The sequence below is a fragment of the Alphaproteobacteria bacterium genome, from assembly GCA_017302575.1.
Classification (GTDB): domain Bacteria; phylum Pseudomonadota; class Alphaproteobacteria; order Rickettsiales; family UBA3002; genus JAFLDD01.
On the sequence record JAFLDD010000001.1, the window covers coordinates 1714968 to 1741477 of the forward strand.

Below are 26510 nucleotides of genomic sequence, written 5' to 3' on the forward strand. Positions count from 1 at the left end.
AGTTTCTCGCATGTCTCATGCCGTTATTGTCGGCTTTGTCCGTTCCCCATTTACTCCATCGAATAAAGGCGCGCTCGCTAAAACCCGACCGGATGACATCGCGGTGCAGGTCATTCAAGGCCTCATTAAAAAGACGGGCGTGAAGGTCGATGATATTGAAGATCTCATCATGGGTTGTGCATTCCCTGAAGGAGAGCAAGGTTTCAACATTGGGCGCATGGTGGCGCTACAAGCGGGTTTGCCTATAACCGTGGCTGGCTCGACGGTTAATCGTTGGTGCGGTAGCTCGATGGAGGCAATTCACATCGCTGCGGGCAATATCGCGACTGGTAAGGGCGATGTATTTATTGCGGCGGGTGTTGAATCCATGACACGCATTCCCATGGGTGGCTATAACCCGTTGCCAAATCCTACGCTTTATAAGGATATGCCAACGGCCTATATGTCGATGGGACTTACTGCTGAGCAGGTTGCGATAAAGTGTAGCGTGACACGTAAAGCGCAGGAAGAATTCGCATTGCAATCACACCTCAAAGCCGCGAAGGCGGACTTCTCGGAAGAGATTGTGCCCATTACCACGAAAGATGGTGTGGTCGATAAAGACGGAACGATTCGCGCGAACTCGACGCTGGAAGATATGGCGAAGCTCGACCCCGCATTTGATGCCAAGGGCTCGGTAACGGCGGCGACTTCTTCGCCGCTTACCGATGGTGCGGCGGCGGTATTGGTAGTGAGCGAAGCCTACGCGAAGAAGCATAATTTGAAAATTCTAGCGCGCATCAAATCAACGGCTGTTGTTGGTCTTGATCCTGCAGTGATGGGCTTAGGGCCTGTCTATGCGAGCGAGAAGGCACTCAAGCGTGCGGGCCTTAGCATCAAGGATATCGACATCGTAGAAATCAACGAAGCGTTCTCTGCTCAGTCCATTCCTTGCGCACAGCAATTAAATATCGACCCCGCAAAACTCAACATCGAGGGCGGTGCGATTGCGCTTGGCCACCCGCTTGGCGCATCGGGTGCGCGCATCACGGGTAAGGCTGCGCTGCTGCTGTCGCGCGGTAAGGGTAAATATGCGCTTTCTGCTGCCTGTATCGGTGGTGGCATGGGTATCGCGACGGTGCTGGAGAAGGCGTAATGGATATCAAAAAAGTTGCCGTACTTGGTTCTGGCGTCATGGGTTCTGGCATTGCAGGTGTGCTGGCTAATGCGGGCATTCCTGTATTGCTGCTCGACATCGTTCCTAAAGATGCTTCGGACCGAAACATGCTTGCCAAGGGCGCGATTGAGAAACAACTCAAAGGCGGCACGCCCGGCTTTTCGCACAAGCGCAACGCCAAGCTGGTAACGGCTGGCAACCTCGAAGACGATTTGGACAAACTCGCCGAGGTGGATTGGATTATCGAGGTCGTGCTCGAGAAGATCGAAGTGAAGAGCGATGTGTATCGGAAGATCGACAAGGTGCGCAAGAAGGGCTCCATCGTGTCGTCGAACACCTCGACGCTACCGCTCGCTGTTTTGATTGAAGGTCAGTCGGAGCAGTTCAAAAAAGATTTCATCATCACGCACTTTTTCAACCCGCCGCGCTTCATGAAGCTTTTGGAAGTGGTGAAGAGCCCAACCTTTGATGCCACGCGTTTTGCGCACTTCAATGATTTTGCGGATAGAGTTTTGGGCAAAACGGTGGTGGGCTGCAAGGACACGCCAGGGTTCCTCGCGAATCGCATCGGTGTTTATTGGATGACCGCAGGGCTGGTCGACGCGCTGAAGCTTGGCATAAAGGTCGAGGAGGCGGACGCCATTATGGGCAAACCGCTTGGTTTACCCAAAACGGGCATGTTCGGTCTTTATGATCTAATCGGCATTGATTTAATGCCACTGATTGCCAAAGCGATGATGGCAACCCTGCCAGAGAAAGACGCATTCCGTTCGCTATACAACTTGCCGCCGCTCATTGAGAAAATGATTGCCGATGGATATACGGGTCGCAAAGGCAAGGGCGGCTTCTACCGCATGCAGAAAGATGCGAATGGTAAGAAAACCAAAGAAGTCATCGACTTCAAAACGGGTGAATATCGCGCTGAGAAGAAAGCCAAGCTGGAATCAATTGATGCAGCAAAGGGCGGCATCGCAGCGCTGCTTTCGCACTCCGATATTGGTGGGCAATATGCTGCAGCCGTGATGCTCAAGACATTGCATTATGCTGCATCGCTCATTCCCGAAATTTCAGACGATATCTATAGCGTCGATGCGGCGATGGTGAATGGCTATAACTGGAAATACGGCCCGTTCCAACTGATTGACCGTGCAGCGCACGGCGGCGTTTCTGGCACAGAACTTATTGCGCAAGCGTGGGAAAAAATTGGACTGTCGGTACCTGCGGTGATTGCCGAGGCGCGCGGTAAAAAACTCTACGACGTGGTGGATGGCAGGCGCATGCAGTTTGCTATTGGTGGTAAACATACTGCGGTTCCCGTCCCTGACGGTTCATTACTGCTCGAAGATATTAAGCTCACCAAGAAGCCCTTCAAAAAGAATGCCTCGACGCAGCTATGGGACTTGGGCGATGGGGTGGCATGTCTTGAGCTCACCAGCAAAATGAATACGTGGGACCCTGAGAATTTGCGCATGGTGCAAGAGGCGCCAGAAATTATCCAGAAGGCTGGTTTCGGCGCGCTGGTGATTGGTACAGACGCGGAGCATTTCAGCTTCGGCGCGAATATTGGATTTTTCAATCTGGCGTGTAATACCGCGTCATGGTGGGCGATTGCCGATATGGTGAAGCAGGGCCAACAAGGTTTCATGGGGCTGAAATATGCACCATTCCCTGTGGTGTCATCGCTTTCGGGTATGGCGCTGGGCGGTGGGTGCGAAATTAATCTACACGTGGACGCGGTGCAGGCGCATCTGGAATCCTACATCGGTTTGGTCGAAGCGGGTATTGGTGTCATCCCCGGTTGGGGTGGCTGTAAGGAGCTTTTATTCCGCCACGTTGCTGCAGGTATTGCGACACAAAAAGCCGTCATGAAAGGGCAGAAGCCAGAGCAGTTGATGGCGGCGGGACCTATGCCTGCAATTAGCAAATGCTTTGAATATATCTCGACCGCGAAAGTGGCGGGCTCTGCACACGAAGCAAAAGACATGATGATTTTAAATACGAAGTCGCGCATTTCGATGAATCGCCGCCGTGTATTGGCGGACGCTAAAGCACACGCGCTGGAGCTTGCGCAAAACTACAAAGCGCCAGAGCCATTTACGATTCGTTTGCCGGGCGAGACGGGCTACACCGCGCTGATGATGGCGGTTGGTAATTTCGTGGCCAATGGCAAAGCCACCAAGCATGACGCAGTGGTGTGTGACGCGTTGGCGAAAGTGCTGACGGGTGGTGATACCGACATCACGCAAGAAGTGACCGAGCAGCAGATACTCGATTTAGAATATGAGTATTTCATGCAGCTTTGCAAACACCCTGATACGCAAGCGCGCATTGCGCATATGCTCAACACATCTAAGCCTTTAAGGAATTAGCATGCCAGCATACAAAGCCCCATTGAAAGATTTCGACTTCCTGATCAATCATTTTCTGGAACTCGACACGCATGCGGATGTGCCAGGTTTTGCAGATGCAAAGGATTTGGTGCAGCCGTTGCTAGAGGCTTCCGCGCAAATGTGTGAGGAAGTGCTCGCCCCGCTCAACGTGGTGGGTGACAAGCAGGGACTGAAATTCGAAAACGGCAAGGTGACGACGCCCGAAGGTTTCAAGGAAGCTTACAACGCATATAAAGAAGGCGGCTGGAGCACGCTGACATGGCCAACGGAATTTGGCGGGCAGGGGTTACCAGAATTTCTCAATATGCCGATGCTCGAGATGGTGTGTTCGAGCAACTTGTCATTCGGCCTCACACCCGGGCTTACGCATGGTGCTATCAATGCATTGTTAGTGCATGGGAATGACGAACAGAAGCAAACCTATTTACCAAAAATGATTCCGGGTGAGTGGTCGGGCGTCATGTGCCTTACCGAACCTGTGGCGGGAACGGATTTGGGATTGCTCAAAACCCGCGCTGAACCGAATGCAGATGGCAGCTATAAAATCGAAGGGAATAAGATTTTTATTTCAGCCGGTGAGCAGGACCAGACTGAGAATATCATTCACCTTGTGCTGGCGCGTTTGCCGGATGCACCTAAAGGCAGCAAAGGCATTTCGCTTTTCGTGGTGCCGAAGTTTTTAGTGAATGCAGATGGGTCGCTAGGTGCACGCAACAATTTTTCGTGCGCGGGCATCGAGCACAAGATGGGTATTCACGCGTCACCTACCTGCGTGATGAATTATGATGGCGCGACAGGCTGGCTCGTTGGGGAACCGCATCGTGGTCTGCCTGCAATGTTCGTGATGATGAACACGGCACGCCTCTATGTAGGTGTGCAAGGTTTGGGCGTAGGCGAGGCGGCGTATCAAAATGCACTGGCTTATGCGAAAGAGCGCCCACAAGGTCGCGCGCTGAACGGTGCAAAATTCCCCGAAAAACCTGCAGACCCCATTACGGTGCACCCTGATGTGCGGCGCATGTTATACACAATGAAAGCCTTCAACGAAGGCGCGCGTGCGCTGGTGATGTGGACCGCGCTGATGCTGGATATCTCGCACCGCCACCCTGATGCACAAAAGCGCCAAGAGGCGGATGACTTCGTGCAGCTCATTACACCCATTCTCAAAGCGTCGCTCACCGACGGCGGGTTTGAAACCGCCAGCACGGCTATGCAGATTTTTGGTGGTTATGGCTACATCGAGGAATATGGTGCAAGCCAGTATCTGCGCGATTCGCGCATTGCTATGATCTATGAAGGTACCAATGGCGTGCAGGCGATGGATCTGGTCGGCCGCAAGCTGGGTTACGAGACTGGCAGATATCTCAAAGCATTCTTCCACCCGCTTGATGCATTCATTGCCGAACATCGTGATGACGCATCTATGGCCGAGTTCAATAAGCCGCTTAAGCAGCATATGAAATATCTTCAGCAGGCGACGATGTGGATTGGCGCGATGGGTATGGTGAACCCGAACCATGCGGGTGCGGCGGCGGTTGAGTATCTCAAGATGTTCTGGCTGGTGGTCAATGCATTCATTTGGGCAAAGACCGCGAAGATTGCCTTAGCGCAAATGGATAGCGACCCAGAATTCTACAAAGCGAAACTTGCCACGGCGCGCTTCTTCTACGCGAAGATATTGCCGCAAACGACAGGGCTACTTGCTTCTATTACCAATGGCTCCGATGCGGTGATGGCCGAGAGCGAGTTTTAGACCACCCGAGCATTAAAAATTTGGCTTCCAGCAAGGGCGGAGAGCCAATTGTCACAAAAGCTTCACATTTCTTTTGTGACGTTTGTGTTAAGATACTCCTGAATAATGGCTTAACGTATTGATTATTATTCATTCGCGCGTGAGTTTGGCGTGGTGAAGCGAGTTCAAAAATCAGCACTGAAAGCCCAAATAAGTAAAAAAATTAACTAATTATTTACGCATAGAATGGTAAATTGGTTAAAATTTTAGAGGTTCGGTAGCGCATGGTTACTTTATCAGAAGTACGTTTTGATCAGAATGGAATCCGCGACCTTAACAGGGAGAGGGACGAAGCGCTGAGCGGTCGTCACGCGGAAGGTGCGCTGGCGCGTATCCCGATTATTGGCGGATTGCTGCAATATGTAGATGTCGACTTCTATGCGCGTGATCGTGATTCTGGCTTTGGCATTGGCGGGAACACGCGAGGCATTCAAAATCTTGGTGTAGGTGATCCGATTGGTAACATGCGCGATGCTCTTGGGGATATTGCAAGAGAAGCGAGAGAGACGTTCCTAGAATCACAAGTATATGATCCAAATGGCATCATGCTCAATCTCAGCCAGCAAGATCGCGCACAACTTGCTGCAGAATATATGTTGCCTATTATTGCCACGCTTAACAGAGCTGGCCGACAAGAAGATGCCCAAGAACTTGTTCGATCGATGCAGGCGCAAGGCTTCACGACGATTGAAGCAGATATATTAGCTATTGAAGCAGCAAATGTTGCGGCACAAGAAGCACGTGCATTGGAACGTGAAGAGCGCCAAAGAGGAGAAGATTTGCGTCGTGCGCGTGGTGCCAGCATGCGCGATCCTGATGCAGATGCAATCGTAACGATTGCAGCAAATGGTACGATGACCAGCACCAATCTTGGTACTACGGAAGCTCCAGCAGACCTTACCGCGACTAGCTCATTACAAGATCAGGTTACCGCACTTCTTACCGCACGAACCATTACCGTGGTGAGTGCAGATGGCACGTCTCGCGATGCAAGCGGCAACGTAGCGCGTGCAACTGAACTTGTAAGAGTGCTCGCCCGTGGAGGTGACCCTGCGGCTTTGACGGGTGTGCTGCAAGCACTGAACAATCCAGATGACGACGATCTAGCGCGCAATGCCTCGAACCTGTTGCGCTCGCTGACGCCCGAAGAGATTCGCGCTGCCGTTCCCGACGATATTAATAATTTCGCCGCGATTGAAGAAGCGCTGATTCGCACACAGGAAGAATTGCGTAGAGAAGTACGAGAGAATCGTAACCGTTCGGCGGGTGGTGATAATGGTGCTGGCATTTTCCAAGCGCTTGCTGCCTTCTTCATTACGGCGTTCGTACAAGACCCAGCAGAGCGCGAGCGTATTCTAAATAGTATGTTCCCAGATAGAGATGCACCAGAAGCAGGTGCGGAAAGCCCAGCTCCTGATGCTCCTCCTGCCGCAACTCCTGGCTCGGATATCGTCGCGACGATTACGCCAAATGCAACTAATCCCGACCAAGACACGGTGGTGTTCGCTGGTGGTGGCATAACAGCAGCTGAAACATCGGCGGCTCGAGAACTATACCATGCGTTGAATGAGCCAGACGTTACAGCGCAGGATAGAGAAACTGTCGCACGCGCACTAAGAGAACATCCTCGTCTCGCGAACATGAAGGTTAGTATTGGTGGCGGCAATAATCCACCAATTCCCTTGGAACAATTTCTCCAACAGAACATGGGCACTGTAAACGGTGTGAATGCGTTTGATGCCCAACTCCAAGCTGCATTTGATGATGCGCAGCGCCGTGCTGCGCCACCTGCGCCCGAAGCACCAGACACATTAGCAGGACCACCAGATGGTCCGCCAGTGGGTGGTGCGCAAACCGCAGCAGATATTATGAGCTCACCAGAGCTAACGGCGTTGTTGCGCCAGACGTTTATTGCTGAAGGTAAGCAAGCTGAGTATGATGCGATTAGTGCACAGATTAGAGAGCTACAGCAAGCTGGCGGAGTAGCTGGCGGAGCGCCCGCTCTTCAACGACTATTTAATGAGAGTCTTGTTAGACAGTACGAGACGAGTCATGCTGGTCAAGCTGGTGTTACAGCAAATAGTCGGCTCGACCTTGCCGAACTAAATCGCATGGTGGATTCTATGCGTTCGCCTGAAGGTGGTTTTTCGGCAGATGAGGCGGCAGCTATCAGTAATTTTGATCGTGTAGCAACGCAATGGAATGCAGAAGCTGGCAATCGATTCCAGGCGACAAGTACGACACCAGCGCCAAGTACTTCTGTACCAAATCCGAGTTTGGTTGCTTTTGAAGCGGCGTTTATAAGTGGTGCTCCGATCGGCTCAGACACTGCTAATCAGGTGCTTGATCGACTATTTAATACGTATGATAATCGTAAGTTAGATGGAACATCTGGTGCAGATCGCATTCTTGATCAGCAGGAGTTAAGCCGTTTGGCTGCAGATGTTATTGGTGATAATAATAGCCGTGCATATGGTAATGATTTGGCTTTCAGAACGTTGCTTGCTGCAAATGATATTGATCCAGCCAAGGTGGGTCTGCAGTGGCAAGGTGATGCTCAAACGGGTCATTTTGTAGAAGCACCACCTCCTGCTGCAGATGCGCGCATTCTAATCGCTCGCGACGTTGCTGCTCGCTAATACCCACTAGCCAAAGTTTTCTCTGTTCGTTAGCATGGCTACATGCAACTCAATAAAGACACGCCTGCTTATAAGGTTGGTGCGGTGGTGGTGAAAAACCCCACGCATGCACCGCAATTTCTGCTCGTGAAACCGATTGGCAAAAAGCTCGATGGTAATGCACCGTGGGTGCTGCCGCGCGGCACAATTCGTGCGCGCGATGCTGCAACGGGTGAATGGGTGGATTTGCGCGATCAAGCGACCATTCACGCCATGCAAGGCGCAGAGCTAGAGTCGTATGAGGAAGGGATTTTGCACGAGCTACGCGAGGAGGCGGGGGTAGAACATCTCGACCCTGCACGTCTTATTCCCATCGGTATTCGCACCTATCGCAATGCGCATGGCAAAGACAGGCCCGTCTATTGGTTCGCCGTGGTGATGGACGAGGCGGATGCTGCGGCATTAAATCCTATGCCCGAAGATGGGGCAGCCCCTGCCACATGGTTCACGATTGAGCAGATGACGGCGATGGCGAATCGCGGTGAAGCGCGCCACGGCTATGCAGAGATTTGCAAAGATATTCTGGAAGAGCTGCTGCGAAAGCGAGCCTGTTAAGCGACTTCCTGCCACTTGAGGGCAAAGCCATGTTTGGCGGTATCGACCATTGCGTGCAACTTGCCGCGCAGTAAGCCTTCAGCTTTTTTGCCGAATACTTCATAACGCCAGCCGTGCATGATGTGCGAGTTGGCCATGGGCACTTCGCCTTTTACTAGGGACTCCAGCTCGTCACGGTCTGCTACAAGGCGCGGCACCACATGCGCTTCCTCGCAGCATTGTTTGAGTAGCATGCGCAGCATATCAAGGCATGCTTCCTGACCCGCATTCAGGCTAATGCCACGTGGTGGTGGCGAAGGAAACTCGCTTTTGGGTGCAATGCGCGCCGCGTTCATTGCTTCAATCAGTGCGGTTTGCCATTCGCGTGAGAGGTTGTTGCCAAGGCCGCGCACTTGTTGCAAGTCCTCCACCGACTCGGGAGACTGTGCAGCAATTTGCAGCACCACTTCGTCACGAATAATGCGTTGGCGAGGTACATCGCGCTTGATGGCTAATTCCTCGCGCCAAGCGGCAACGGCACGCAGCATGTGCAGGTAAAACGGGTCGCGGCTTTTGACCTTCAGGCGCTTCCATGCATTGCTTGTATCAATCTGGAAACGGCTTAGGGCATAGGCCTCGTCCATTTCTTCTTGAATCCAGCTACTGCGATTATCTTTGGCGATGCGCGCTTCCATGATCTCGAAAATCTTACGCAGGTGAATCACATCATCCAGCGCATAGGTGAGTTGGCGGTCGCTTAAGGGGCGTTTGGCCCAATCGGTAAAGCGTGAGGCCTTATCAAGCTTTGCGCCCACCAGTTCGCGCACCAAGGTTTCATAGCTTGCTGACTCACCAAAGCCGCACACCATGCCGGCGATTTGGGTATCATATAGCGGGGTGGGGATGATACCGCTCAGGCGGAAGAAAATCTCGACGTCCTGCCCTGCGGCGTGGAAGACCTTGATGATGGAAGGGTCAGCCAAGACCCGATAAAGCGGGGTTAAATCCATCCCTTCGGCGAGCGGGTCCACCGCCACCGCTTCTTTGCTGGTACCGATTTGTAGTAGGCAAAGCTGCGGGAAATAGGTGCGCTCGCGGATAAATTCGGTATCCAGTGTAATGAAGCGCTCACCATGCAGGCTTTCGCAGAGGGTTGCCAAGTCGTCGGCGGTGGTGATAACGCGTGATTCCATGGGCGGGGTGTAGCTTACTTTGAGGTGTAAGCAATCATTTTCTGTCGGCTTGTGAGTCCTCGGGTGATGTTCAATGTGGATACGGGTATTTCAAACGCAGTCGCAAGTAGGCGCAGCAAGGCTTCGTTTGCCTTACCATCCTCGGGCGCAACGCGCAGTTTTACCTGTAGTTCTGGCTTGCCATTTGCGTCGGGTTTGAAGCCCAAAATGGCGTCTTTTGGCGCCTTTGGGGTCACCTTTACGGCTAAAAACCCGTGATTCAGTAGCAAGTCCTTTGCATTTTCCATGGGTTAGGTTATAGCTGCACCGCGTAAAAACTAAAGGAATACCTATGCATACATACCGTACCCATACATGTGCCGCACTTCGTGAAACCGATGCGGGCAAAACCGTGAAACTCTCAGGCTGGGTACACCGTACGCGCGACCATGGGCAATTGGTGTTCATCGACCTGCGCGACCATTATGGTGTAACGCAATGCGTGGCGACTCAGGGTCACCCTGCATTTGAAACACTCACCCATTTGCGCAACGAGTCGGTCATTACGGTGACGGGCGAGGTGGTGGCGCGTGATGCGGCTGCTGTGAATAAGGATTTGAACACGGGTGAGATTGAACTGAAGGTGACGGATGTGCATGTGGAGTCGGTTGCCGACCCGCTACCACTTCAAGTGAATGCCGATGTGGAATGCCCCGAGGCGACGCGTTTGACCTATCGCTTCCTCGATTTGCGTCGTGAGAAGTTGCACAAAAATATTATCCTGCGCAGCAACGTGATTGCATCGCTTCGTCGTCGTATGATTGAGCAGGGTTTCCAAGAATTCCAGACGCCGATTCTGACCGCGTCGTCGCCCGAAGGTGCGCGGGATTATCTCGTGCCATCGCGTGTTCACCCAGGTAAATTCTATGCGCTGCCGCAAGCACCACAGATGTTCAAACAGCTTCTGATGGTGTCGGGTTTTGATAAGTATTTCCAAATCGCCCCCTGCTTCCGCGACGAAGATGCGCGTGCAGACCGTTCGCCGGGCGAGTTCTATCAGCTCGACTTTGAGATGAGTTACGTGACCCAAGAAGACGTGTTCGCAGCAGTCGAGCCAGTATTGCACGGCGTGTTCACCGAATTCTCGGACAAAAAAGTGACCGACTTCCCATTCCCACGTATTCCATACGCTGAAGCGATGAAGAAGTACGGCTCCGACAAACCCGATTTGCGCAACCCGATTATCATTGCGGGTGTGTGCAGCATTTGGAAGGATTCGGAGTTCGCGATTTTCAAATCCGTACTCGCTGCGGGCGGCAAAATCCGCGCGATTCCGGCTCCCGATTGTGCCGACAAGCCTCGCAGCTTTTTTGACAATATGATCGAATTCGCGAAAGAAAATGGCGCGAAAGGCCTTGCCTATATTGGTTTTGATAAAGACGGTACGCCGAAGGGGCCGATTGCGAAATTCTTGAGCCCAGAAAAACTTGAAGAACTGAAGCAAAAAGCAGGCCTTAAAAATGGCGATGCAGTGTTCTTCTCATCAGGTACGCAGCAAGAAGCCGAGACCATCGCAGGTAAGGTGCGCACCAAGTTGGGCGAAGAGCTTGGGCTTATTGAGCAGGGCGTATTCAAATTCTGCTGGGTGGTGGATTTCCCATTCTACGAATGGAATGAAGACGAGAAGAAAATTGACTTCTCGCACAACCCGTTCTCGATGCCGCAAGGTGGTCTTGAAGCGCTTGAGGGTGCAAAAACCAAAGAAGATTTGCTGGCGATTAAGGCCTTCCAATACGACATCGTGTGCAATGGTGTAGAGCTTTCCTCGGGCGCGATTCGTAACCACAAGCCCGACTTGATGGTGAAAGCCTTCGAGATTGCAGGCTATTCGCGTGAGGTGGTGGAGAGCAAATTCGGTGCGCTGTTCAAAGCCTTCCAATTCGGTGCGCCACCACATGGTGGTTCAGCCCCTGGGGTTGACCGTATGGTGATGTTGCTGGCCGATGAGCCGAACATTCGCGAAGTGATTTGCTTCCCGATGAATCAGCAAGCGCAGGATTTGCTTATGCAAGCGCCTAATACGGCGACCGAGAAGCAGTTGCGTGAGTTGCATATTCAGCTTTCTCCCAAAGCGAAAAAAGAGTTGGAAGAAGCACAGCAGAAAGCCTCTGACGCTGCCTAATGGAAATGCTGCTTACCAGTGTTGGGTTACTTGGAGTTGCGCTAAGCCTTGGTGCTTATGGGCTGCTGACACGTGGCATCTTCACGCAAAATGACCCGCGCTATTACTGGATGAATATTGTTGGCACGATTTTCATCGGTTTGTCGCTCATCGTGCAGTGGAATATTGGTGCTGCGGTGTCTCAGGTTTTATGGATACTCATCAGCGTGTTGGGCTTGATACGTGCCTATAAGGGGCGAGTATGAGCATTTACGACATTATCGGTATCTCAGCGCCGCTCTTCTTCGTGACCGCCTATATGATGACGGCGATTGGTAAGTGGGACGGTAGCATGGCACGACTGCATTGGTGTAATCTGATTGGGGCGCTGGCAATTCTTGTGTCGCTGACCCATGCATGGAACTTGCCTATGTTCGTGATGGAAGTTTGTTGGAGTTCGATTGCTATTTACGGATTGTGGCGCTGTTATATGATAAGGCAGAAGCTCTAGGAGTTTTTATGATTGCTGCATTTCCATCGCGTACTTTACCCGTGACTTATGGAGATGGCGTGCATCTCGACCCTCTCGTTGCTAGGTAATTTGGCGAAGCGTTGGCGGGGCAGTATCAGCTCATGGTCATCCTGACCCAGTTGCTTGCCCAGCAGATCGCTCGCGGAAGTCGATCGCGCTTTACTACTACACCGCATCACAGAGTATTTACGAGCACGTGCGGCGGGATTCGACCATGTATTATGCTCGCCCCAATGACGATGCGTTCACGCGCAAGCAAGCCAAGATTTTGCGTGTTCAGAACCATCTGAAAGACTGGCTACCGCCAGTGCTGTTTCGCGCACTCAGAAAACTGCGTTCCATGCTCACGTAGGCAATAAATGAGTATAGGCACTTATCTGAATATTGCCGGATTATAATCAAACAGGTCTTGATGAACGGATGCTGTATAGCCTGTTGCTACTTTAAATGCGTCTCGAACTGCTGTGCGAATCGTAATATGTGCCACTTTTTTTGCATCTACTTTGCCGATGCCATCCTTTAATTCGTTGCAAATATTATAAACTAATGTGTCTATATCGGTGCGCGTTGATTGCCTTAATAGCTTCTGTTGTGCAATACCAGTATTCACCGTTTCACGTGTATCATTATCATCTGATAATGGAAGATCGCATAACTCCTGTTGTAGGCAGTAGGCTTGGAAATCTATCGCAAATTTCTGGATGAGCCCTTCAAATAATTGGTTTGCTAGCTGTTCTACTTGTGTATTCGGATAACGTTGCACTATCTCTTGAAAAGCAGGACTCTGCCTTGCCGTTTGCCAAGCGGTTTCTATCGTCTGCTTTTGGATTTCGTTGGGAAAATCTCGCCAATCTTTGGGATATTCCATCGCGAAGCCCTCTACGCCAATTGCCCGTGGCAATGCTTGAACTTCTTGCCAGATTTACACGGACAAGGCTCGTTACGAGCCACCTTACCCCATGTGTTGGGGTCGCTGGCAACGCGCTCTTCTGGCTTCACTGTGCGCATAAATTGGCTCTCGCGCTGCAGGTTCTGGCTTTGCTGTTGCGCCAATGCTGGGTCTTGGCGCGATTCGACCATTTTTTGTTTGGGTGTGGTAGCGCGCATCATCGACTCGTCAAGTTCCATACGTAGCTGCATACGCGACAGGCGTGACATCATCACCTCGCGCATGTGGTTCAGCATATGCTCGAATAAACCAAAGGCTTCCTGCTTATATTCATTCAGCGGGTCACGTTGCGCATAGGCACGCAAATTGATGCCTTGGCGCAAATGGTCAAGCGACAAGAGGTGGTCTTTCCAAAGCTGGTCGAGGGTTTGCATGAGCAAGCGCTTTTCAGCATAGGCATAGATGGTCTCTGGATAGGCCTTCGCCTTTTCCTCGAGCAGCATTTTGGTCTGGATGTTCAAACGCTCCAGTATCTCTTCATCCGCGATGCCTTCTTCCTTCGCCCAGTCTTCAACTGGTAGTGCGAGGCCATAGATGCGGAAAAGCTCGTGTTGCAGTGTCACGGGATCCCAGCCTTCAGCATAAGAGCCTTTGGGAATGTAGGTTCCGACGAGCTGCTCATTGACATCGACGCGCATGAATTCGACGGTTTCGTGCACGTTCTCTGCTTCCATGAGTTCGATGCGCTGCTCGTAAATTACCTTGCGCTGGTCGTTCATCACGTCATCGAACTTGAGAAGTGTCTTGCGCATCTCGTAATTGCGCTGTTCGACTTTGGTCTGGGCGCGCTCGATAGCTTTATTCATCCATGGGTGGAAGATTGCTTCACCTTCTTTGAGGCCAAGTTTTTGCAATACGGAATCAATGCGTTCAGAGCCGAAAATACGCATCAAATCGTCTTGCAGTGACAGGAAGAATTTTGATGCGCCAGGGTCACCTTGACGACCTGAGCGTCCGCGAAGCTGGTTATCAATGCGGCGCGATTCGTGGCGCTCAGTGGCAATCACGAATAGGCCACCCGCCTCGCGAACAACTTCCTTATCACGTGCTACTTCATCATAGATTTTTTGTGCGGCCGCTTCGTCATGGGTTTCGCCTAATTCCTGCTTGATACGCAGCTCAGCATTGCCGCCGAGTTTAATGTCCGTTCCACGACCCGCCATGTTGGTAGCAATGGTGACAGCACCAGGGCGACCTGCTTGGGCAATGATGTAGGCTTCTTGCTCGTGGTAGCGAGCGTTCAGCACCTGATGGGGAATTTTTTCTTTTTTCAGACGCTTGCTGAAATCTTCCGATTTTTCGATGCTGACGGTGCCAACGAGTACAGGCTGCTTGCGCGCGTGGCACTCTTTGATGAGGGCAACCACTGCCGTGTCGCGTTCTTCGCCTGTGCGGTAAATTTCGTCGTCCATATCTTTGCGGGCGACGGGGACGTTGGTAGGAATCTCCACCACATCGAGACGATAAATATCGTTAAGCTCTGCGGCTTCGGTCATTGCTGTGCCGGTCATGCCCGCAAGCTTAGGGTAAAGGCGGAAGTAATTTTGGAAGGTGATAGAAGCGAGCGTCTGGTTCTCGTTTTGAATGCTGACGCCTTCTTTCGCTTCGAGGGCTTGGTGCAAACCTTCGCTATAGCGGCGGCCTTCCATCATGCGGCCAGTGAATTCGTCGATGATGATAACTTTATCGTCTTTCACGATGTAGTCCGTATCCAAACGGAATAGCACATGCGCCTTGAGCGCCTGATTCACGTGGTGCACCAGTTGCACATTGGCAATGTCATAGAGGCTTGTGCCTTCTTGCATGAGGTTTGCAGCGACAAGCAGCTCTTCGATTTTGGCAACGCCTTGGTCATTGAGTGTGACGCTGCGTGACTTCTCGTCTTTGTCGTAATCTGCTTCGCTGATTTTTGGAATCAAGCGATTTACTTGCTTATAAAGCTCGGAGTTATCTTCCGTAGGGCCTGAAATGATGAGTGGCGTACGCGCTTCATCGACCAGAATGGAGTCTACCTCGTCGATAATGGCGAAATTGAAAGGACGCTGCACCATTTCTTCGCGGCTATATTTCATGTTGTCGCGCAGATAGTCGAAGCCGAGCTCATTGTTAGTAGCGTAGGTAATGTCGCAGTTATAGGCTTCTTGGCGCTCGTTATCGTCCAAGCCGTGGTGAATAACACCAACAGTAAGGCCTAGGAAGTTGAAGATTTTCCCCATCCATTCCGCGTCGCGTCGAGCGAGGTAGTCGTTCACGGTGACGATGTGCACGCCCTTGCCCGTAAGCGCGTTCAAATAAGCCGAAAGGGTTGCAACCAGTGTTTTACCTTCACCGGTTTTCATTTCCGAGATCATGCCTTTGTGCTGCACGATGCCGCCGATAAGCTGTACGTCGAAGTGGCGCAGGCCAAGGGTGCGCTTGGATGCCTCTCGCACGATAGCAAAAGCGGGGACTAATAGCTTGTCGATGCCCACGCCGTTGGTAGCTTTCATGCGCAACTCGTCGGTCTTAGCGCGAAGCTGGTCGTCGGTTAATGCGGCAAATTCTGGCTCAAGCGCGTTGATTGCGTCTACTTCGTGTTGTAGCGAACGAACCAATCGTTCATTGGCGCTGCCGAACAGTTTTTTGGCGATAGTGCCTAGCATAGGCGTCACTTTCTGTAGTAAGAGCGCGAGAGATAGGGATTGCATTGCAATCTGTCAATGGATTCCCTTGAAAAACCCACGATTCTATGCAAGTTTCTGCCGCACAGGAGAACCCTATGAAAATCACCATATTTGCCGCTCTAGCCCTTATTTGCACTGGTTCCGCCGCTTGGGCGGACGACTACGTTATGCTGAAAGTTGGCAACCAAGACATCACCGCAACCGAGGTTCAGCGCACCTGGGAAGGGCTATTCCCCACAGGTTCTGCCCCTGCGTTTGATACGGTTAATGAGTCGGTTCGCCAGAATGTCCTGCGCGGCATCATCACCGAAAAACTGGTAATGCAAGAGGCGCTTAAACAGAATTTAGATAAGAACGATGCTGTCCTAAAAGAAATCAAGGCCGCTAAAAATAAAATTATTCTGCGCCATTTCTTAGACTCCAAAACCGAAGGCATGATTAGCGATGACGCGGTAAAAGCGGAATATGACCGCTTGGTGCGTGCCCAAAAAGAGGAGAAGGAAATCCGCGCGCGGCACATTCTGGTAGCCGATGAAAAAGAGGCGAAAGAACTAGCTGAGAAAATTGATGACGGCGAGTCGTTCGAGAAAATGGCAAAGGAATTCTCAAAAGATCCAGGCACTGCCAAGCAAGGTGGTGATTTGGGTTATTTCACTAAAGATAAGATGGTCAAAGAGTTCGCTGAAGAGGCATTTGATCTTGATGTTGGTGAGGTCTCAGATCCTGTGAAGTCACCGTTTGGCTGGCATCTCATCAAGGTTGAGGATAAGCGCGCCGTGACGGTTCCAACCTATAATGAAGCTAAAGATGATATTAAAATGCGCTTGCAGGAAGCGAAGCTCAATAGCTACATGCAGCAGCTTCTTAAAGCGGCAGATGTGACCTATTTCGATGCAAAGGGTAAGCAAATCCCCTTCGATAAAGACGCGGCGGAACTTAAAGATAATGAGTAAATATCCTAAATCTCCTTTAGCGCCAGAATCCTTGCCGAACATGCCGCCTGTTGCAGGCGTGCGTATGGTGACGGCGCAAGCTGGTATTAAGTATGCTGGGCGTACCGACCTTTTGCTCATGGCGTTTGACGAAGGCACGGTTGCAGCAGGCGTCTATACCAAGTCGCTTGCGCCTTCGGCCCCCGTGGATTGGTGTAGGCAGCAATTACCCAAACATACGGCTCGCGCACTGCTTGTGAATTCGGGGAACGCCAATGCATTTACGGGTAAGCGTGGTGCAGCCTCCGTTCAAGCAAGTGCGGATGCATTGGTCAAAACGCTCAGCGTTAAGCCACATGAGATTTATTTGGCATCAACGGGGGTGATTGGTGAGCCATTGCCCCATGAGAAGATTGAGGCAGCCTTGCCAAATATGCCTCAAGGTTTGAAAAATGATGGGTGGCACGAAGCAGCCGCAGCTATCATGACAACAGATACATTTCCCAAAGCGGCAACGCGTAGTGTAAAACTGTCAGGTGGCACGGTTACCATTAATGGTATTGCCAAAGGCTCGGGTATGATTGCGCCAGACATGGCGACGATGCTGGCATTTGTAGCGACTGACGCGAAAATTGACGCAAAAATGCTGCAACAAATGCTGCAGCAAAGCTGCACAAAAAGTTTCAACTCCATCACAGTGGATGGTGATACGTCAACCAGCGACACGCTGATGCTTTTTGCAACGGGCAAGGGCGCGAAATTAGCAAAAGGCGACGAAGCGCTATTTTTAGCAGCGCTGACCGATTTGATGGTAGAGCTTGCTAAGCTCGTAGCGATGGATGGTGAGGGTGCGCAAAAGCTCATTACGGTGAAGGTGGCGGGCGCAACCTCAGACGAATCGGCGAAGCGTATTGCACTTTCAATTGCTAATTCGCCGCTCGTTAAAACTGCTATTGCAGGCGAGGATGCTAATTGGGGCCGCGTGGTCATGGCGGTTGGAAAAAGCGGTGAAAAAGTGGATCGCGATCTTCTGTCTGTTTCCATTGGCGGTGTGACGATCGCAAGCAAGGGCGAGCGCGTTGAGAAATATGATGAGTCGCCTGTGACTGCCCACATGAAAACGCGCGATATTCATATCGAGGCAGATATCGGGTTGGGTAAGGGTAGTTGGACAGTGTGGAGCTGCGACCTCACACACGGCTACATCTCCATCAATGCGGATTACCGTTCGTGAAGACTGTCACCGTAGTTGCGATTGCCATGGTAGATGCCGATGGACGCGTATTATTAGCCCAGCGCCCCGAAGGTAAATCCATGGCGGGCATGTGGGAATTTCCGGGTGGGAAATTGGAAATTGGCGAAACGCCGGAAGCTGCCATACGCCGCGAAATCAAAGAGGAATTGAATGTTGAGCTTTGCGCACATTGCTTTGCGCCGTTGACATTCGTGAGCCATGCCTATGCGGATTTCCATCTCATCATGCTGCTTTATATTGCGCATAAGTGGGAGGGGATTCCGACCCCAACGGAAGGGCAAACACTGACATGGAAACGCCCACGTGACATGCGCGAAATGCCTATGCCCCCAGCAGACGTTCCGTTCGTGTCGGCCCTTGAGGACTATTTGGCTTCCAGCCAGTCAGCGTAATTAAATCCACTGTCATCTTCAGGCGACCCTCATTATCTGTGAAGTGCTCGCGGTAATATTCTTCGGCGAGTATGAATAGTTCCATCGGGGTAAATGACGAACGGCGTCCACGCAGTGGGTTGGTTTGCCCCATGCCGCGCAAATCATGCATCAATTCAAAGATATTCGCATAGGTGAGGGTGATGGTTTCGGTATCGGCCACGGGTTCGACAAATCCAGCACGCTGCAGCACATTGCCGCCGTCACGCACGTCTATGAAGGGGGCAATGCGTGGCGACATGCCGCCAGTCAGTTCAGTTTCGGCATGAGCGAGGGAAGCGCGTAATTCTTTGAGGGTTTCACCGCCAGGGAATGTGGCGAGCAGTAATCCGTCGGGCTTCAGCGCGTTGCGCATTTGAATGAGTGCGCCGACCACGTCATTCACCCAATGCAGGCTATTGATGCTAAGAATAGCATCCAGCGACTCGTCGGCGGCATTAATGATCTCGGCGTTGTTGTAGAAATAGCTGTGCGGTACATCCGCAGGGATGGGGCTTAGCAATAAGGTGCTTGGGAATGGGCGCGTGATTTCGTCTAAGCGCTCATTGATTCGTGCCACCATTTCTTTCCAGAGCACGTCGTAATGCTTGAAGCCACTTGCGGCGCGCGCATAGTGTTTTTGCACTAGTTCTGTATCAAAAATCTCTGGTTGCATGATTCCCTATCTATAATACTCTGCGGCAAATGGCCAGCATCAGTGCAATACGTTTTCCAGTGATGGCACTCAGTCAGTGGGCGCTGGATAAGCTTTACCCCCCTTTATGTCCGAGCTGTCACGTTGAAGTGGCTGCGCAGGGGCATTTATGCGGCGCATGCTTCCAAGATATTCATATGATTGCTGCGCCATTATGCGCGCAATGCGGTGTGCCCTTTGCAGTGGATATGGGCGCTGATGCCCTTTGTCCCGATTGTCTAGACCGTGCTGCCAGCTACCGCACGGCACGCTCGGCGCTCGTGTATGGTGAGGTGGTGGGAACGCTGATTAAGCAGCTTAAATACCATGACCAGATGCAGGGGCTGACACGTTTCGCGCAATGGATGGCACAGGTGGCGCCCGAAGAGGTGGATGTCATTATTCCAGTGCCGCTTCATTGGCGCCGCTTATTGACGCGCACCTACAATCAGGCGGCATGGTTGGCCTATGGATTAAGCCACGAAACAGGTGTTGCTTGTGCGCCGCATTTTCTTAAGCGTGTGCGCCATATGTTGCCACAAGCGCGTATGACTCGCGCTGAGCGTCAGCGAAATATGAAGCGTGCGTTTCTGGTGCCAAACAGGTATAAGAGTGATGTCGAAGGTAAACGCATTCTGCTGGTGGATGATGTGATGACTACAGGTTCCACGATTGAGGCGTGTGCTGACGCTTTGAAAATAGCAGGTGCTGCTGAGGTACATGCAGTTGCACTTGCCCGTGCAGTGAGGAATTTATGAGTTATATTGCAGCCTGTATTCAAATGACCAGTGGTGACGATGTTGCTGCAAATATTGCGCAACTCGAGCCGCTCATGCAGGATGCTATCGCTAAAGGCGCACAGTTTATTGCTCTTCCAGAAAATGTGTTCTACATGCGCCGCGAAGGCACTGCGGGTGGCGGAATATACAAAACAAATGACCACCCTGGTGTGCAATGGGTGCAAAAAATTGCTGCGCAACATAATGTGTGGGTTTTGATTGGCTCGATACGTGCGGAAGCCTCGGCTGAGTCGAAGCCTATGAATCGCTCTGTGCTGGTCGGGCCGCAGGGTGTCAGTGCCATTTATGATAAAGTGCATTTGTTTGATGTTACCTTGCCCGATGGCTCGCATTATCGCGAATCAGCACAGGCAGGCTATGGCACGCTACCCGTGTTAGCACGTACACCGCTTGGAAGTATTGGGTTGAGTATTTGCTATGACTTACGCTTCCCACATTCCTATCGCGAATTGGCGTTGGCGGGTGCAGAGATTCTGGTGGTCCCGTCTGCATTTACGCGTCCAACGGGTGAGGCGCATTGGCACGCATTGCTGCGTGCTCGTGCGATTGAGAACGGTGCGTTTGTGATTGCGCCCGCACAATGCGGTGAACACCCTGGTGGCCGCACGACCTATGGTCATTCGCTTATCATTGATCCGTGGGGTAGTATTCTGGCAGAGGCGGGTGATGAGCAGGCTGTTATCACTGCGACGATTGATCTGGAAAAGGTTGGAGAAGTGCGCAAGCAATTACCCGTCTTGCAGCATCATAAAGATATCAGAAGTGTGAAGATCGTTTAGGCACCGATAGCGATTTGCTCAGCGTCTGACTTTGCTAGCACTTGCTCGCTGTGTGATTTGCCAGCAGTAACCGCATGACGCGATGCGTGCGAGCTCGTTGCCTCGGCTGCGTGGTCGTCTTTGCGCTTGGGGATTGTCGCAGTGTCTAATGAGGTGGTGGGCTCATCAATATCGTTTTTAACGATAGGCGGTTCGTCACGTGTGACGCGAATAGGCTCATCACGCATGGTGCGTAACTCACCACGTAACTCTTCGTTACGCTTTTCCATGAACTCTAAATCTTCGCGCAATTCTTGGATTTCGCTCTGTGCGCGCTTGAATTGTTTCTTGCCGCGATCTACGGCGCCTGCGCCTTCGAAGAAAGAATAAAACCAAGGCACTACTGTAAATCCAAGTACACCGAGTAACCCGCCTGAGGTAATCGCATTGCTGACAATCTCGGCATTATCTTTTGCAGCTCCAGTCTTGTCTTTGAAGTTCGTTGCAGTCATCGCCCATTTTTTGATGGGAGGAATCATGCCAAACGTGTGATCGAACAACCAGAAACCAAATCCCTTTTCCTTGTACACAAGATGCTTATCCAACCCTTCTAAGATTGGGTTGGCATTATCTAATTTTTCTCTGGATTCTTTTAGTCCAACTTTAGCGGCTTTGAATTCTGCATACTCAGCGCCTGTGCCGAAAACGCCATGAATGGCGCTGCTGGTCCATTTCTGAAATTTGCTGCCACTTTCATGCCATTTTTCTGCGACGCCGCGCAGTCTTTGAACGGTTTGAGATGATTGTTTTGGGAATACCATGGCGATTGCCGCGCCAGCAGCCGTGCCTACGAATGCCATCCACCAGTGCGCATAATAGGCTTCACCAGCGACCGCGACCAATTCGTTTGGTCCCTTGTACTTCTCGTCAAGGATATCGTCTTCTTGCTGTTTGGAATCTTTTCCCATAGCTACATCCTATCGTTAATGTGTGACAGGATGATGACAATTTAGCTTATTTATTAGGTGGTTATGGCTTAGTGGCAACCATCAGATAATTCACATCTAAATCTTTGTTATTTATAGAGAATTTCCATTCTAATGGGTTAAAATTCATACCAACAGATTCGTGAATCTGCATCCCTCGAGTGGTGAGCGCGCGTGCCATTTCAGAAGGTTTCACGAATTTGGCCCAATCATGCGTCCCTTTAGGTAGCCAGCGCATGACGTATTCGGCGCCAATAATCGCCATCGCGTAGGATTTTGCGGTGCGATTAATCGTCGATAAAATCAGCATGCCGTTTGGTTTCACCAGCGCGCTCAGTGCGTTGTAGAATACATCAAGGTCAGCGACATGTTCAATGATTTCCAAGGCGAGAACGATATCAAATGATTCACCTTTAGCGGCCAGTTCTTCTGCAGAAGTTGCAAGATAGCGGATTGTGAGTGCCGACTTTTCTGCGTGCAAAGAAGCTACCTTAATATTTTTCTCGGACGCATCAACGCCTGTAACCTTCAGCCCACATTCTGCCATGGGTTCGCTGATAAGACCGCCGCCGCAGCCAATGTCGGCGAGGGAAAGCTCGTGCATGGGTTTTGCAAAGTGCCGCTCTATCTGTTGCTTTATGTAGGAAATGCGCAACGGATTGATACGATGTAGCGGTTTAAATTTGCCGTTTTTATCCCACCATTCGTCCGCAATGCGGGAGAATTGCTCGACTTCTTGAGGGTCTATGCTCGTTTTGCGGGCGGCTTCAATCATTTGCGCTCATCTCATGATGCGTGATACGAATGGGGTTTCGGAGACATAACCCACATGAAGCCTTCTGCCAATACGCAAATCACCGCCATGATGGATGCCGCTCGTGATATGTTTGTCGTACGCCCGCAGCGTATGATTGCACAGTGGCGCGGAAAGCTGAATGATTTAAGCGGCACAAATTACGAAATGGGCAATGCGTTTGCGGCACAAGGCGCGATGCGCGATGCGGCGATGCGTTTTCGTATCGCAGTGAAAATCGACCCGAATTTTACACAAGCATGGTATAATCTTGGCGTCGCGTTGATGCAGCTTGGCGATAAGGAAAAAGCAGCCGATGCATTTCAGCAAGCTGTACTGCTTGATGACCGCCACGAAGAGGCTGCCTATTTACTGGCGGCGATGAACCCTGCGCTGCTGCCGCGCGATAGATGGCCAACGCGTATGCCACGACTCATTGTCGAGAAATTCTTTGCAGCGAGTGCGGCTTACTATGCGGAGATGGAAACGCAAAATCGCTATAATGGGCCCGCATTGTGCGAACAAAAATCATTGCAGCATCTCGCCAAAAAAACCGAATTGCAGATTCTCGATTTAGGCTGTGGCACTGGGCTTGCCTCGCGCCCATGGCGCAGCAAAGCAAGCCGCATCGTTGGTGTAGATATGGTGGAGGCCATGGTAGCACAAGCGCGTGCAGCAACGTTCGAAAATAAGAACCTGTTTGAAGAAGTGATTGCTGCGGATCTTCACGCAACACAATCGATTGCCGTTGCGCCTGCAAGTGTCGATCTTGTTCTGCTTTGCAATGTTGCACAGTTTGTGGGTGACCTAAATCATGTGTTACGTGCGGCTTCTGGTTGGCTGAAGGCCGATGGTATCGTCACGCTAACAGTGGAACCTGCCATGGCAGGTTCGGCTTATGGCGTAAATCCTGCGACGGGTAAGTTTGGTCATAGCGCTGCCTATCTGCAAGATGTGGCGAAGGCGGCTGGTTTGAGTGTTGTGTTGCAAGAGCGCGTGAATCTCTATCCCGATGTTGTAGCAGGCTTAGTGGTGATGAGGAAGCAGGCATGACCTACCGTATTCATGCCGTTGGCAAGGCGCATGCGAAAGTGCTGGCCGAACTCCACACCAAGTGCTTCCCCAAAGGATGGAGCCACCTTGAGTTTGAAAGCTTCTTCGAGCGCAATGGCGTTTTCGCGGCAATCGCTTACGAGTCGGGCGGCAAAGCGGTTGGCTTTGTACTGTGCTGGCTGATTGAGGATCAATGCGATTTACTGTCAATGGGCGTGTTGCCTGATTATCGCCGTGACGGGGTTGGCATCATGCTGCTCGACTACGCAACGCACAGTGCGCGTGACATGGGTGGCAAATATATGGTGCTTGAAGTGAACGTAAATAATGAAGCCGCTCAGACGCTCTATGAGGCGCAGGGTTACGAGAAATTCAGCATCCGTAAAGAATATTACTCGCACCCTGATGGCACCCGTGCCGATGCGGTGTGTATGCGTAAAGCGCTCTAGCCTAAAAATCACTGGAAAAGCGGCCCGCTACGCACTATAAACCGCCGCTTATGGCATTGATTGTACAGAAATTCGGCGGAACCTCTGTTGGTGATATTGACCGCATCAAGCATGTGGCAACGCTGGTGAAGCGCGAGGTGGATGCGGGGCATCAGGTGATTGTCGTGGTTTCGGCCATGGCGGGTGTGACCAATCAGCTCGTTGAATATTGTAATGCCATGAATACGCTCGTGACTAATGAAGCGCGTGCGAATTATGATCATGTGGTAGCAAGTGGCGAGCAAGTGACGTCGGGCCTGCTGGCGTTACAATTACAAACATTGGGACTTAAGGCGCGCGCATGGGCAGGCTGGCAATTGCCACTCACCAGCGACACGATGTATTCTAAAGCACGTATTGAGCATATCGACGTGAAGCAGGTGAACGCTTCACTTGCCAAGGGCGAAATTGCCGTAGTCGCAGGCTTCCAAGGCATCACCAGCGAAGGCCGCATCAGCACCTTGGGTCGCGGTGGTTCGGATACGTCGGCGGTGGCGATTGCTGCAGCATTTGGTGCAGAGCGCTGCGATATTTATACGGATGTGGACGGTGTCTATACCTGTGATCCACGCATCGTGAAGAAAGCGAAAAAGCTTACCCGCGTGAGCTACGAGGAGATGCTGGAGATGGCATCGCTTGGCAGCAAAGTGCTGCAAACGCGCTCGGTGGAATTGGCAATGAATTATGGCGTTAAGGTGCAGGTGCTCTCAACGTTTGATGATAAAAATGCGTCCGATATCCCAGGGACGTTATTGGTGGATGAGGAGGAACTCGTGGAACAACAACGTGTGACGGGCATTGCCTATAGTCGCGACGAGGCGCGTATCACGCTGACGAACGTGGAAAACAAACCTGGTGTTTCGGCAGGTATTTTTGGCCCACTCGCTGACCAAGGCATCAACGTGGATATGATTGTCCAGAACGTTACGGAAAAAGGTCAACAGACCGACGTGACCTTCACGGTAGGCAAAACTGATTTGGCACGTGCCACAGAGATTGTGAAGAATGGCAAGAACATGCCGAAGTTTGATTCGCTGCATTCCGATTCTGGTGTAGCCAAGGTTTCGGTCATCGGTGTGGGGATGCGTTCGCATGCGGGTATTGCGTCGGAAATGTTCCGCACGCTGGCCGATAAAAACATCAACATCATCGTGATTTCGACATCAGAAATTAAAATCTCGGTACTGATTGCCGAAGAATATCTGGAGCTCGCACTTCGCGCTCTGCATACGGTGTATGGCTTGGATGCAACCGAGGAGCGCGGCTAATGAGCAAAACCATTGCAGAACTTTCGATTCGCGGACGCGAACTACTCGGCACTGAGCACGCTATCATGGGCGGTGCAATGAGCTGGGTGAGCGAACGTAATCTTGTTTCCGCCATTTCGAATGCAGGTGCATTTGGGGTGATTGCTGCATCATCCATGCCACCAGAATTGCTGGATAAAGAAATCAAAGCGACGCAGGCGCTTACCCAAAAGCCGTTCGGCGTGAACTTGATTTTGATGCACCCGCAGCTTGAGCAACTCATGGATGTGTGCATCGCGAATAAGGTGACGCATGTGGTGCTCGCTGGTGGTATTCCACGTGGACCTCACGTTGAGAAATTGAAAGCAGCTGGTATTAAAGTGATCGCCTTTACGCCGACTCACGCGATTGGCAAAAAACTCGTGAAAATGGGTGTAGATGGCATCGTGATTGAAGGTAACGAAGCGGGCGGCCATATCGGCCCTGTGTCGACCTCGGTGCTGGCCCAAGAAATTCTGCCCGTGCTGCGCGAAGTTCCCGTATTTGTTGCAGGTGGCATTGGTCGCGGCGAGGCCATTGCTGCATACCTTGAAATGGGTGCTTCGGGTGTGCAACTTGGCACACGTTTTGTGTGCGCAAAAGAATGTATCGCGCATGAGAATTTTAAGAATGCGTTCATAAAAGCAAATGCGCGTGATGCGATTCCTTCGGTGCAATATCACCCCGATTTTTCAGTCATTCCAGTGCGAGCTATCAATAATAAAGCTGCTGAAGAATTTACCCGCTTCCAAAAAGAAACGGTGGAGAAGGTCTTTTCAGGACAGATGGATAAAGAGGCAGGACAGTTAGCGATTGAGCATTTCTGGGCAGGCGCGTTGCGCAAGGCTGTGATTGATGGTGACGTAGAGCGTGGCTCGCTTATGGCGGGTCAGTCAGTGGGTATGGTGCAGTGCATTCAGCCAACGCAAGAAATCATTGACGAACTAGTGTCACAAGCGGCATTATATCTATCAAATAAGCGCGCCGCGTAATTAAACTATTGCAGTGCAATAAGAGCGCGCATTTCG

At 51.4% G+C, this 26510-nt stretch carries 25 protein-coding genes; 18 read left to right on the forward strand and 7 right to left on the reverse strand.

Features of this window, described 5'->3' with window-relative positions; genetic code table 11:
• Nucleotides 1-10: 10 nt before the first annotated feature.
• The 5 genes from J0M34_08705 (at nucleotide 11) to J0M34_08725 (ending at nucleotide 8571) form a co-directional block, all read left to right on the forward strand.
• Entirely contained in the window at nucleotides 11-1135 is a 1125-nt protein-coding gene (locus J0M34_08705; GenBank protein ID MBN8544327.1) for a thiolase family protein, read from the forward strand.
• Nucleotides 1135-3525, forward strand: a complete 2391-nt coding sequence (locus tag J0M34_08710; protein MBN8544328.1) for a 3-hydroxyacyl-CoA dehydrogenase/enoyl-CoA hydratase family protein — start codon at nucleotides 1135-1137, stop codon at nucleotides 3523-3525. The genes J0M34_08705 and J0M34_08710 overlap by 1 nt, the downstream gene beginning before the upstream one ends.
• A 1-nt stretch (nucleotide 3526) precedes the next feature.
• Complete coding sequence (locus tag J0M34_08715; protein ID MBN8544329.1) at nucleotides 3527-5299, forward strand: acyl-CoA dehydrogenase C-terminal domain-containing protein; 1773 nt, start codon at nucleotides 3527-3529, stop codon at nucleotides 5297-5299.
• A gap of 263 nt (nucleotides 5300-5562) precedes the next feature.
• Nucleotides 5563-7977: a hypothetical protein gene (locus J0M34_08720; protein ID MBN8544330.1), complete on the forward strand. Its 2415-nt coding sequence runs from the start codon at nucleotides 5563-5565 to the stop codon at nucleotides 7975-7977.
• 42 nt (nucleotides 7978-8019) lie between these two features.
• The gene (locus J0M34_08725) at nucleotides 8020-8571 is read left to right on the forward strand and encodes an NUDIX domain-containing protein (GenBank protein MBN8544331.1); all 552 of its coding nucleotides are present in this window, start codon (nucleotides 8020-8022) and stop codon (nucleotides 8569-8571) included.
• On the opposite strand, the gene rnd is transcribed toward J0M34_08725, so the two are convergent.
• Nucleotides 8568-9743 (reverse strand): ribonuclease D, encoded by a 1176-nt coding sequence (gene rnd, locus J0M34_08730; GenBank protein MBN8544332.1) that lies wholly within the window; start codon nucleotides 9741-9743, stop codon nucleotides 8568-8570. The genes J0M34_08725 and rnd overlap by 4 nt on opposite strands.
• 14 nt (nucleotides 9744-9757) lie before the next feature.
• The gene (locus J0M34_08735) at nucleotides 9758-10030 is read right to left on the reverse strand and encodes a DUF167 domain-containing protein (GenBank protein MBN8544333.1); all 273 of its coding nucleotides are present in this window, start codon (nucleotides 10028-10030) and stop codon (nucleotides 9758-9760) included.
• Nucleotides 10031-10074: 44 nt separating this feature from the next.
• Here J0M34_08735 and aspS point away from each other — a divergent pair, with 44 nt between their 5' ends.
• From aspS to J0M34_08755, 4 genes are all read left to right on the forward strand, one after another.
• The gene (gene aspS, locus J0M34_08740) at nucleotides 10075-11904 is read left to right on the forward strand and encodes an aspartate--tRNA ligase (GenBank protein ID MBN8544334.1); all 1830 of its coding nucleotides are present in this window, start codon (nucleotides 10075-10077) and stop codon (nucleotides 11902-11904) included.
• Nucleotides 11904-12149 carry a hypothetical protein gene (locus J0M34_08745; protein MBN8544335.1) on the forward strand — a complete coding sequence of 82 codons (246 nt, stop codon included), beginning with the start codon at nucleotides 11904-11906 and terminating at the stop codon, nucleotides 12147-12149. The genes aspS and J0M34_08745 overlap by 1 nt, the downstream gene beginning before the upstream one ends.
• Nucleotides 12146-12394: a hypothetical protein gene (locus J0M34_08750; protein ID MBN8544336.1), complete on the forward strand. Its 249-nt coding sequence runs from the start codon at nucleotides 12146-12148 to the stop codon at nucleotides 12392-12394. The genes J0M34_08745 and J0M34_08750 overlap by 4 nt, the downstream gene beginning before the upstream one ends.
• A 235-nt stretch (nucleotides 12395-12629) precedes the next feature.
• Complete coding sequence (locus tag J0M34_08755; GenBank protein MBN8544337.1) at nucleotides 12630-12767, forward strand: hypothetical protein; 138 nt, start codon at nucleotides 12630-12632, stop codon at nucleotides 12765-12767.
• A 21-nt stretch (nucleotides 12768-12788) separates the two neighbouring features.
• Here J0M34_08755 and J0M34_08760 read toward each other — a convergent pair whose 3' ends face one another.
• Together J0M34_08760 and secA are read right to left on the reverse strand one after the other, a co-directional pair.
• A complete protein-coding gene (locus J0M34_08760; GenBank protein ID MBN8544338.1) occupies nucleotides 12789-13283 on the reverse strand; it encodes a hypothetical protein in 495 nt (164 codons plus the stop codon).
• 11 nt (nucleotides 13284-13294) lie between these two features.
• Nucleotides 13295-16006: a preprotein translocase subunit SecA gene (gene secA / locus J0M34_08765; protein ID MBN8544339.1), complete on the reverse strand. Its 2712-nt coding sequence runs from the start codon at nucleotides 16004-16006 to the stop codon at nucleotides 13295-13297.
• A gap of 116 nt (nucleotides 16007-16122) precedes the next feature.
• On the opposite strand from secA, the gene J0M34_08770 reads away from it, so the two are divergent.
• The 3 genes from J0M34_08770 to J0M34_08780 are packed head-to-tail and all read left to right on the forward strand — an operon-like array spanning nucleotide 16123 to nucleotide 18606.
• Entirely contained in the window at nucleotides 16123-16980 is an 858-nt protein-coding gene (locus J0M34_08770; GenBank protein ID MBN8544340.1) for a peptidylprolyl isomerase, read from the forward strand.
• Nucleotides 16973-18193, forward strand: a complete 1221-nt coding sequence (gene argJ, locus J0M34_08775) for a bifunctional glutamate N-acetyltransferase/amino-acid acetyltransferase ArgJ (GenBank protein ID MBN8544341.1) — start codon at nucleotides 16973-16975, stop codon at nucleotides 18191-18193. Before J0M34_08770 ends, argJ begins: the two co-directional genes overlap by 8 nt.
• Entirely contained in the window at nucleotides 18190-18606 is a 417-nt protein-coding gene (locus J0M34_08780) for a (deoxy)nucleoside triphosphate pyrophosphohydrolase (GenBank protein ID MBN8544342.1), read from the forward strand. The genes argJ and J0M34_08780 overlap by 4 nt, the downstream gene beginning before the upstream one ends.
• Here J0M34_08780 and J0M34_08785 read toward each other — a convergent pair.
• Entirely contained in the window at nucleotides 18536-19300 is a 765-nt protein-coding gene (locus J0M34_08785) for a methyltransferase domain-containing protein (GenBank protein MBN8544343.1), read from the reverse strand. The two genes, J0M34_08780 and J0M34_08785, sit on opposite strands and share 71 nt — an antisense overlap.
• Before the next feature lie 29 nt (nucleotides 19301-19329).
• Here J0M34_08785 and J0M34_08790 point away from each other — a divergent pair, with 29 nt between their 5' ends.
• Both J0M34_08790 and J0M34_08795 read left to right on the forward strand, forming a co-directional pair.
• Entirely contained in the window at nucleotides 19330-20076 is a 747-nt protein-coding gene (locus J0M34_08790) for a ComF family protein (GenBank protein ID MBN8544344.1), read from the forward strand.
• On the forward strand, nucleotides 20073-20897 hold the full coding sequence (locus J0M34_08795; GenBank protein MBN8544345.1) for a carbon-nitrogen hydrolase family protein: 825 nt from the start codon (nucleotides 20073-20075) through the stop codon (nucleotides 20895-20897). Before J0M34_08790 ends, J0M34_08795 begins: the two co-directional genes overlap by 4 nt.
• On the opposite strand, the gene J0M34_08800 is transcribed toward J0M34_08795, so the two are convergent.
• A complete protein-coding gene (locus J0M34_08800) occupies nucleotides 20894-21844 on the reverse strand; it encodes a hypothetical protein (protein MBN8544346.1) in 951 nt (316 codons plus the stop codon). The genes J0M34_08795 and J0M34_08800 overlap by 4 nt on opposite strands.
• A 61-nt stretch (nucleotides 21845-21905) precedes the next feature.
• Nucleotides 21906-22637 (reverse strand): bifunctional 2-polyprenyl-6-hydroxyphenol methylase/3-demethylubiquinol 3-O-methyltransferase UbiG, encoded by a 732-nt coding sequence (gene ubiG, locus J0M34_08805; GenBank protein ID MBN8544347.1) that lies wholly within the window; start codon nucleotides 22635-22637, stop codon nucleotides 21906-21908.
• Between the two features lie 54 nt (nucleotides 22638-22691).
• On the opposite strand from ubiG, the gene J0M34_08810 reads away from it, so the two are divergent.
• The 4 genes from J0M34_08810 to J0M34_08825 are packed head-to-tail and all read left to right on the forward strand — an operon-like array spanning nucleotide 22692 to nucleotide 26474.
• The gene (locus J0M34_08810; GenBank protein ID MBN8544348.1) at nucleotides 22692-23708 is read left to right on the forward strand and encodes a methyltransferase domain-containing protein; all 1017 of its coding nucleotides are present in this window, start codon (nucleotides 22692-22694) and stop codon (nucleotides 23706-23708) included.
• Nucleotides 23705-24157 carry a ribosomal protein S18-alanine N-acetyltransferase gene (gene rimI, locus J0M34_08815; GenBank protein MBN8544349.1) on the forward strand — a complete coding sequence of 151 codons (453 nt, stop codon included), beginning with the start codon at nucleotides 23705-23707 and terminating at the stop codon, nucleotides 24155-24157. Before J0M34_08810 ends, rimI begins: the two co-directional genes overlap by 4 nt.
• A 50-nt stretch (nucleotides 24158-24207) precedes the next feature.
• Nucleotides 24208-25464, forward strand: coding sequence for an aspartate kinase (locus J0M34_08820; protein MBN8544350.1), 1257 nt, complete (start codon nucleotides 24208-24210; stop codon nucleotides 25462-25464).
• Nucleotides 25464-26474, forward strand: a complete 1011-nt coding sequence (locus J0M34_08825; GenBank protein MBN8544351.1) for a nitronate monooxygenase — start codon at nucleotides 25464-25466, stop codon at nucleotides 26472-26474. The genes J0M34_08820 and J0M34_08825 overlap by 1 nt, the downstream gene beginning before the upstream one ends.
• The last annotated feature ends 36 nt before the right edge of the window (nucleotides 26475-26510 follow it).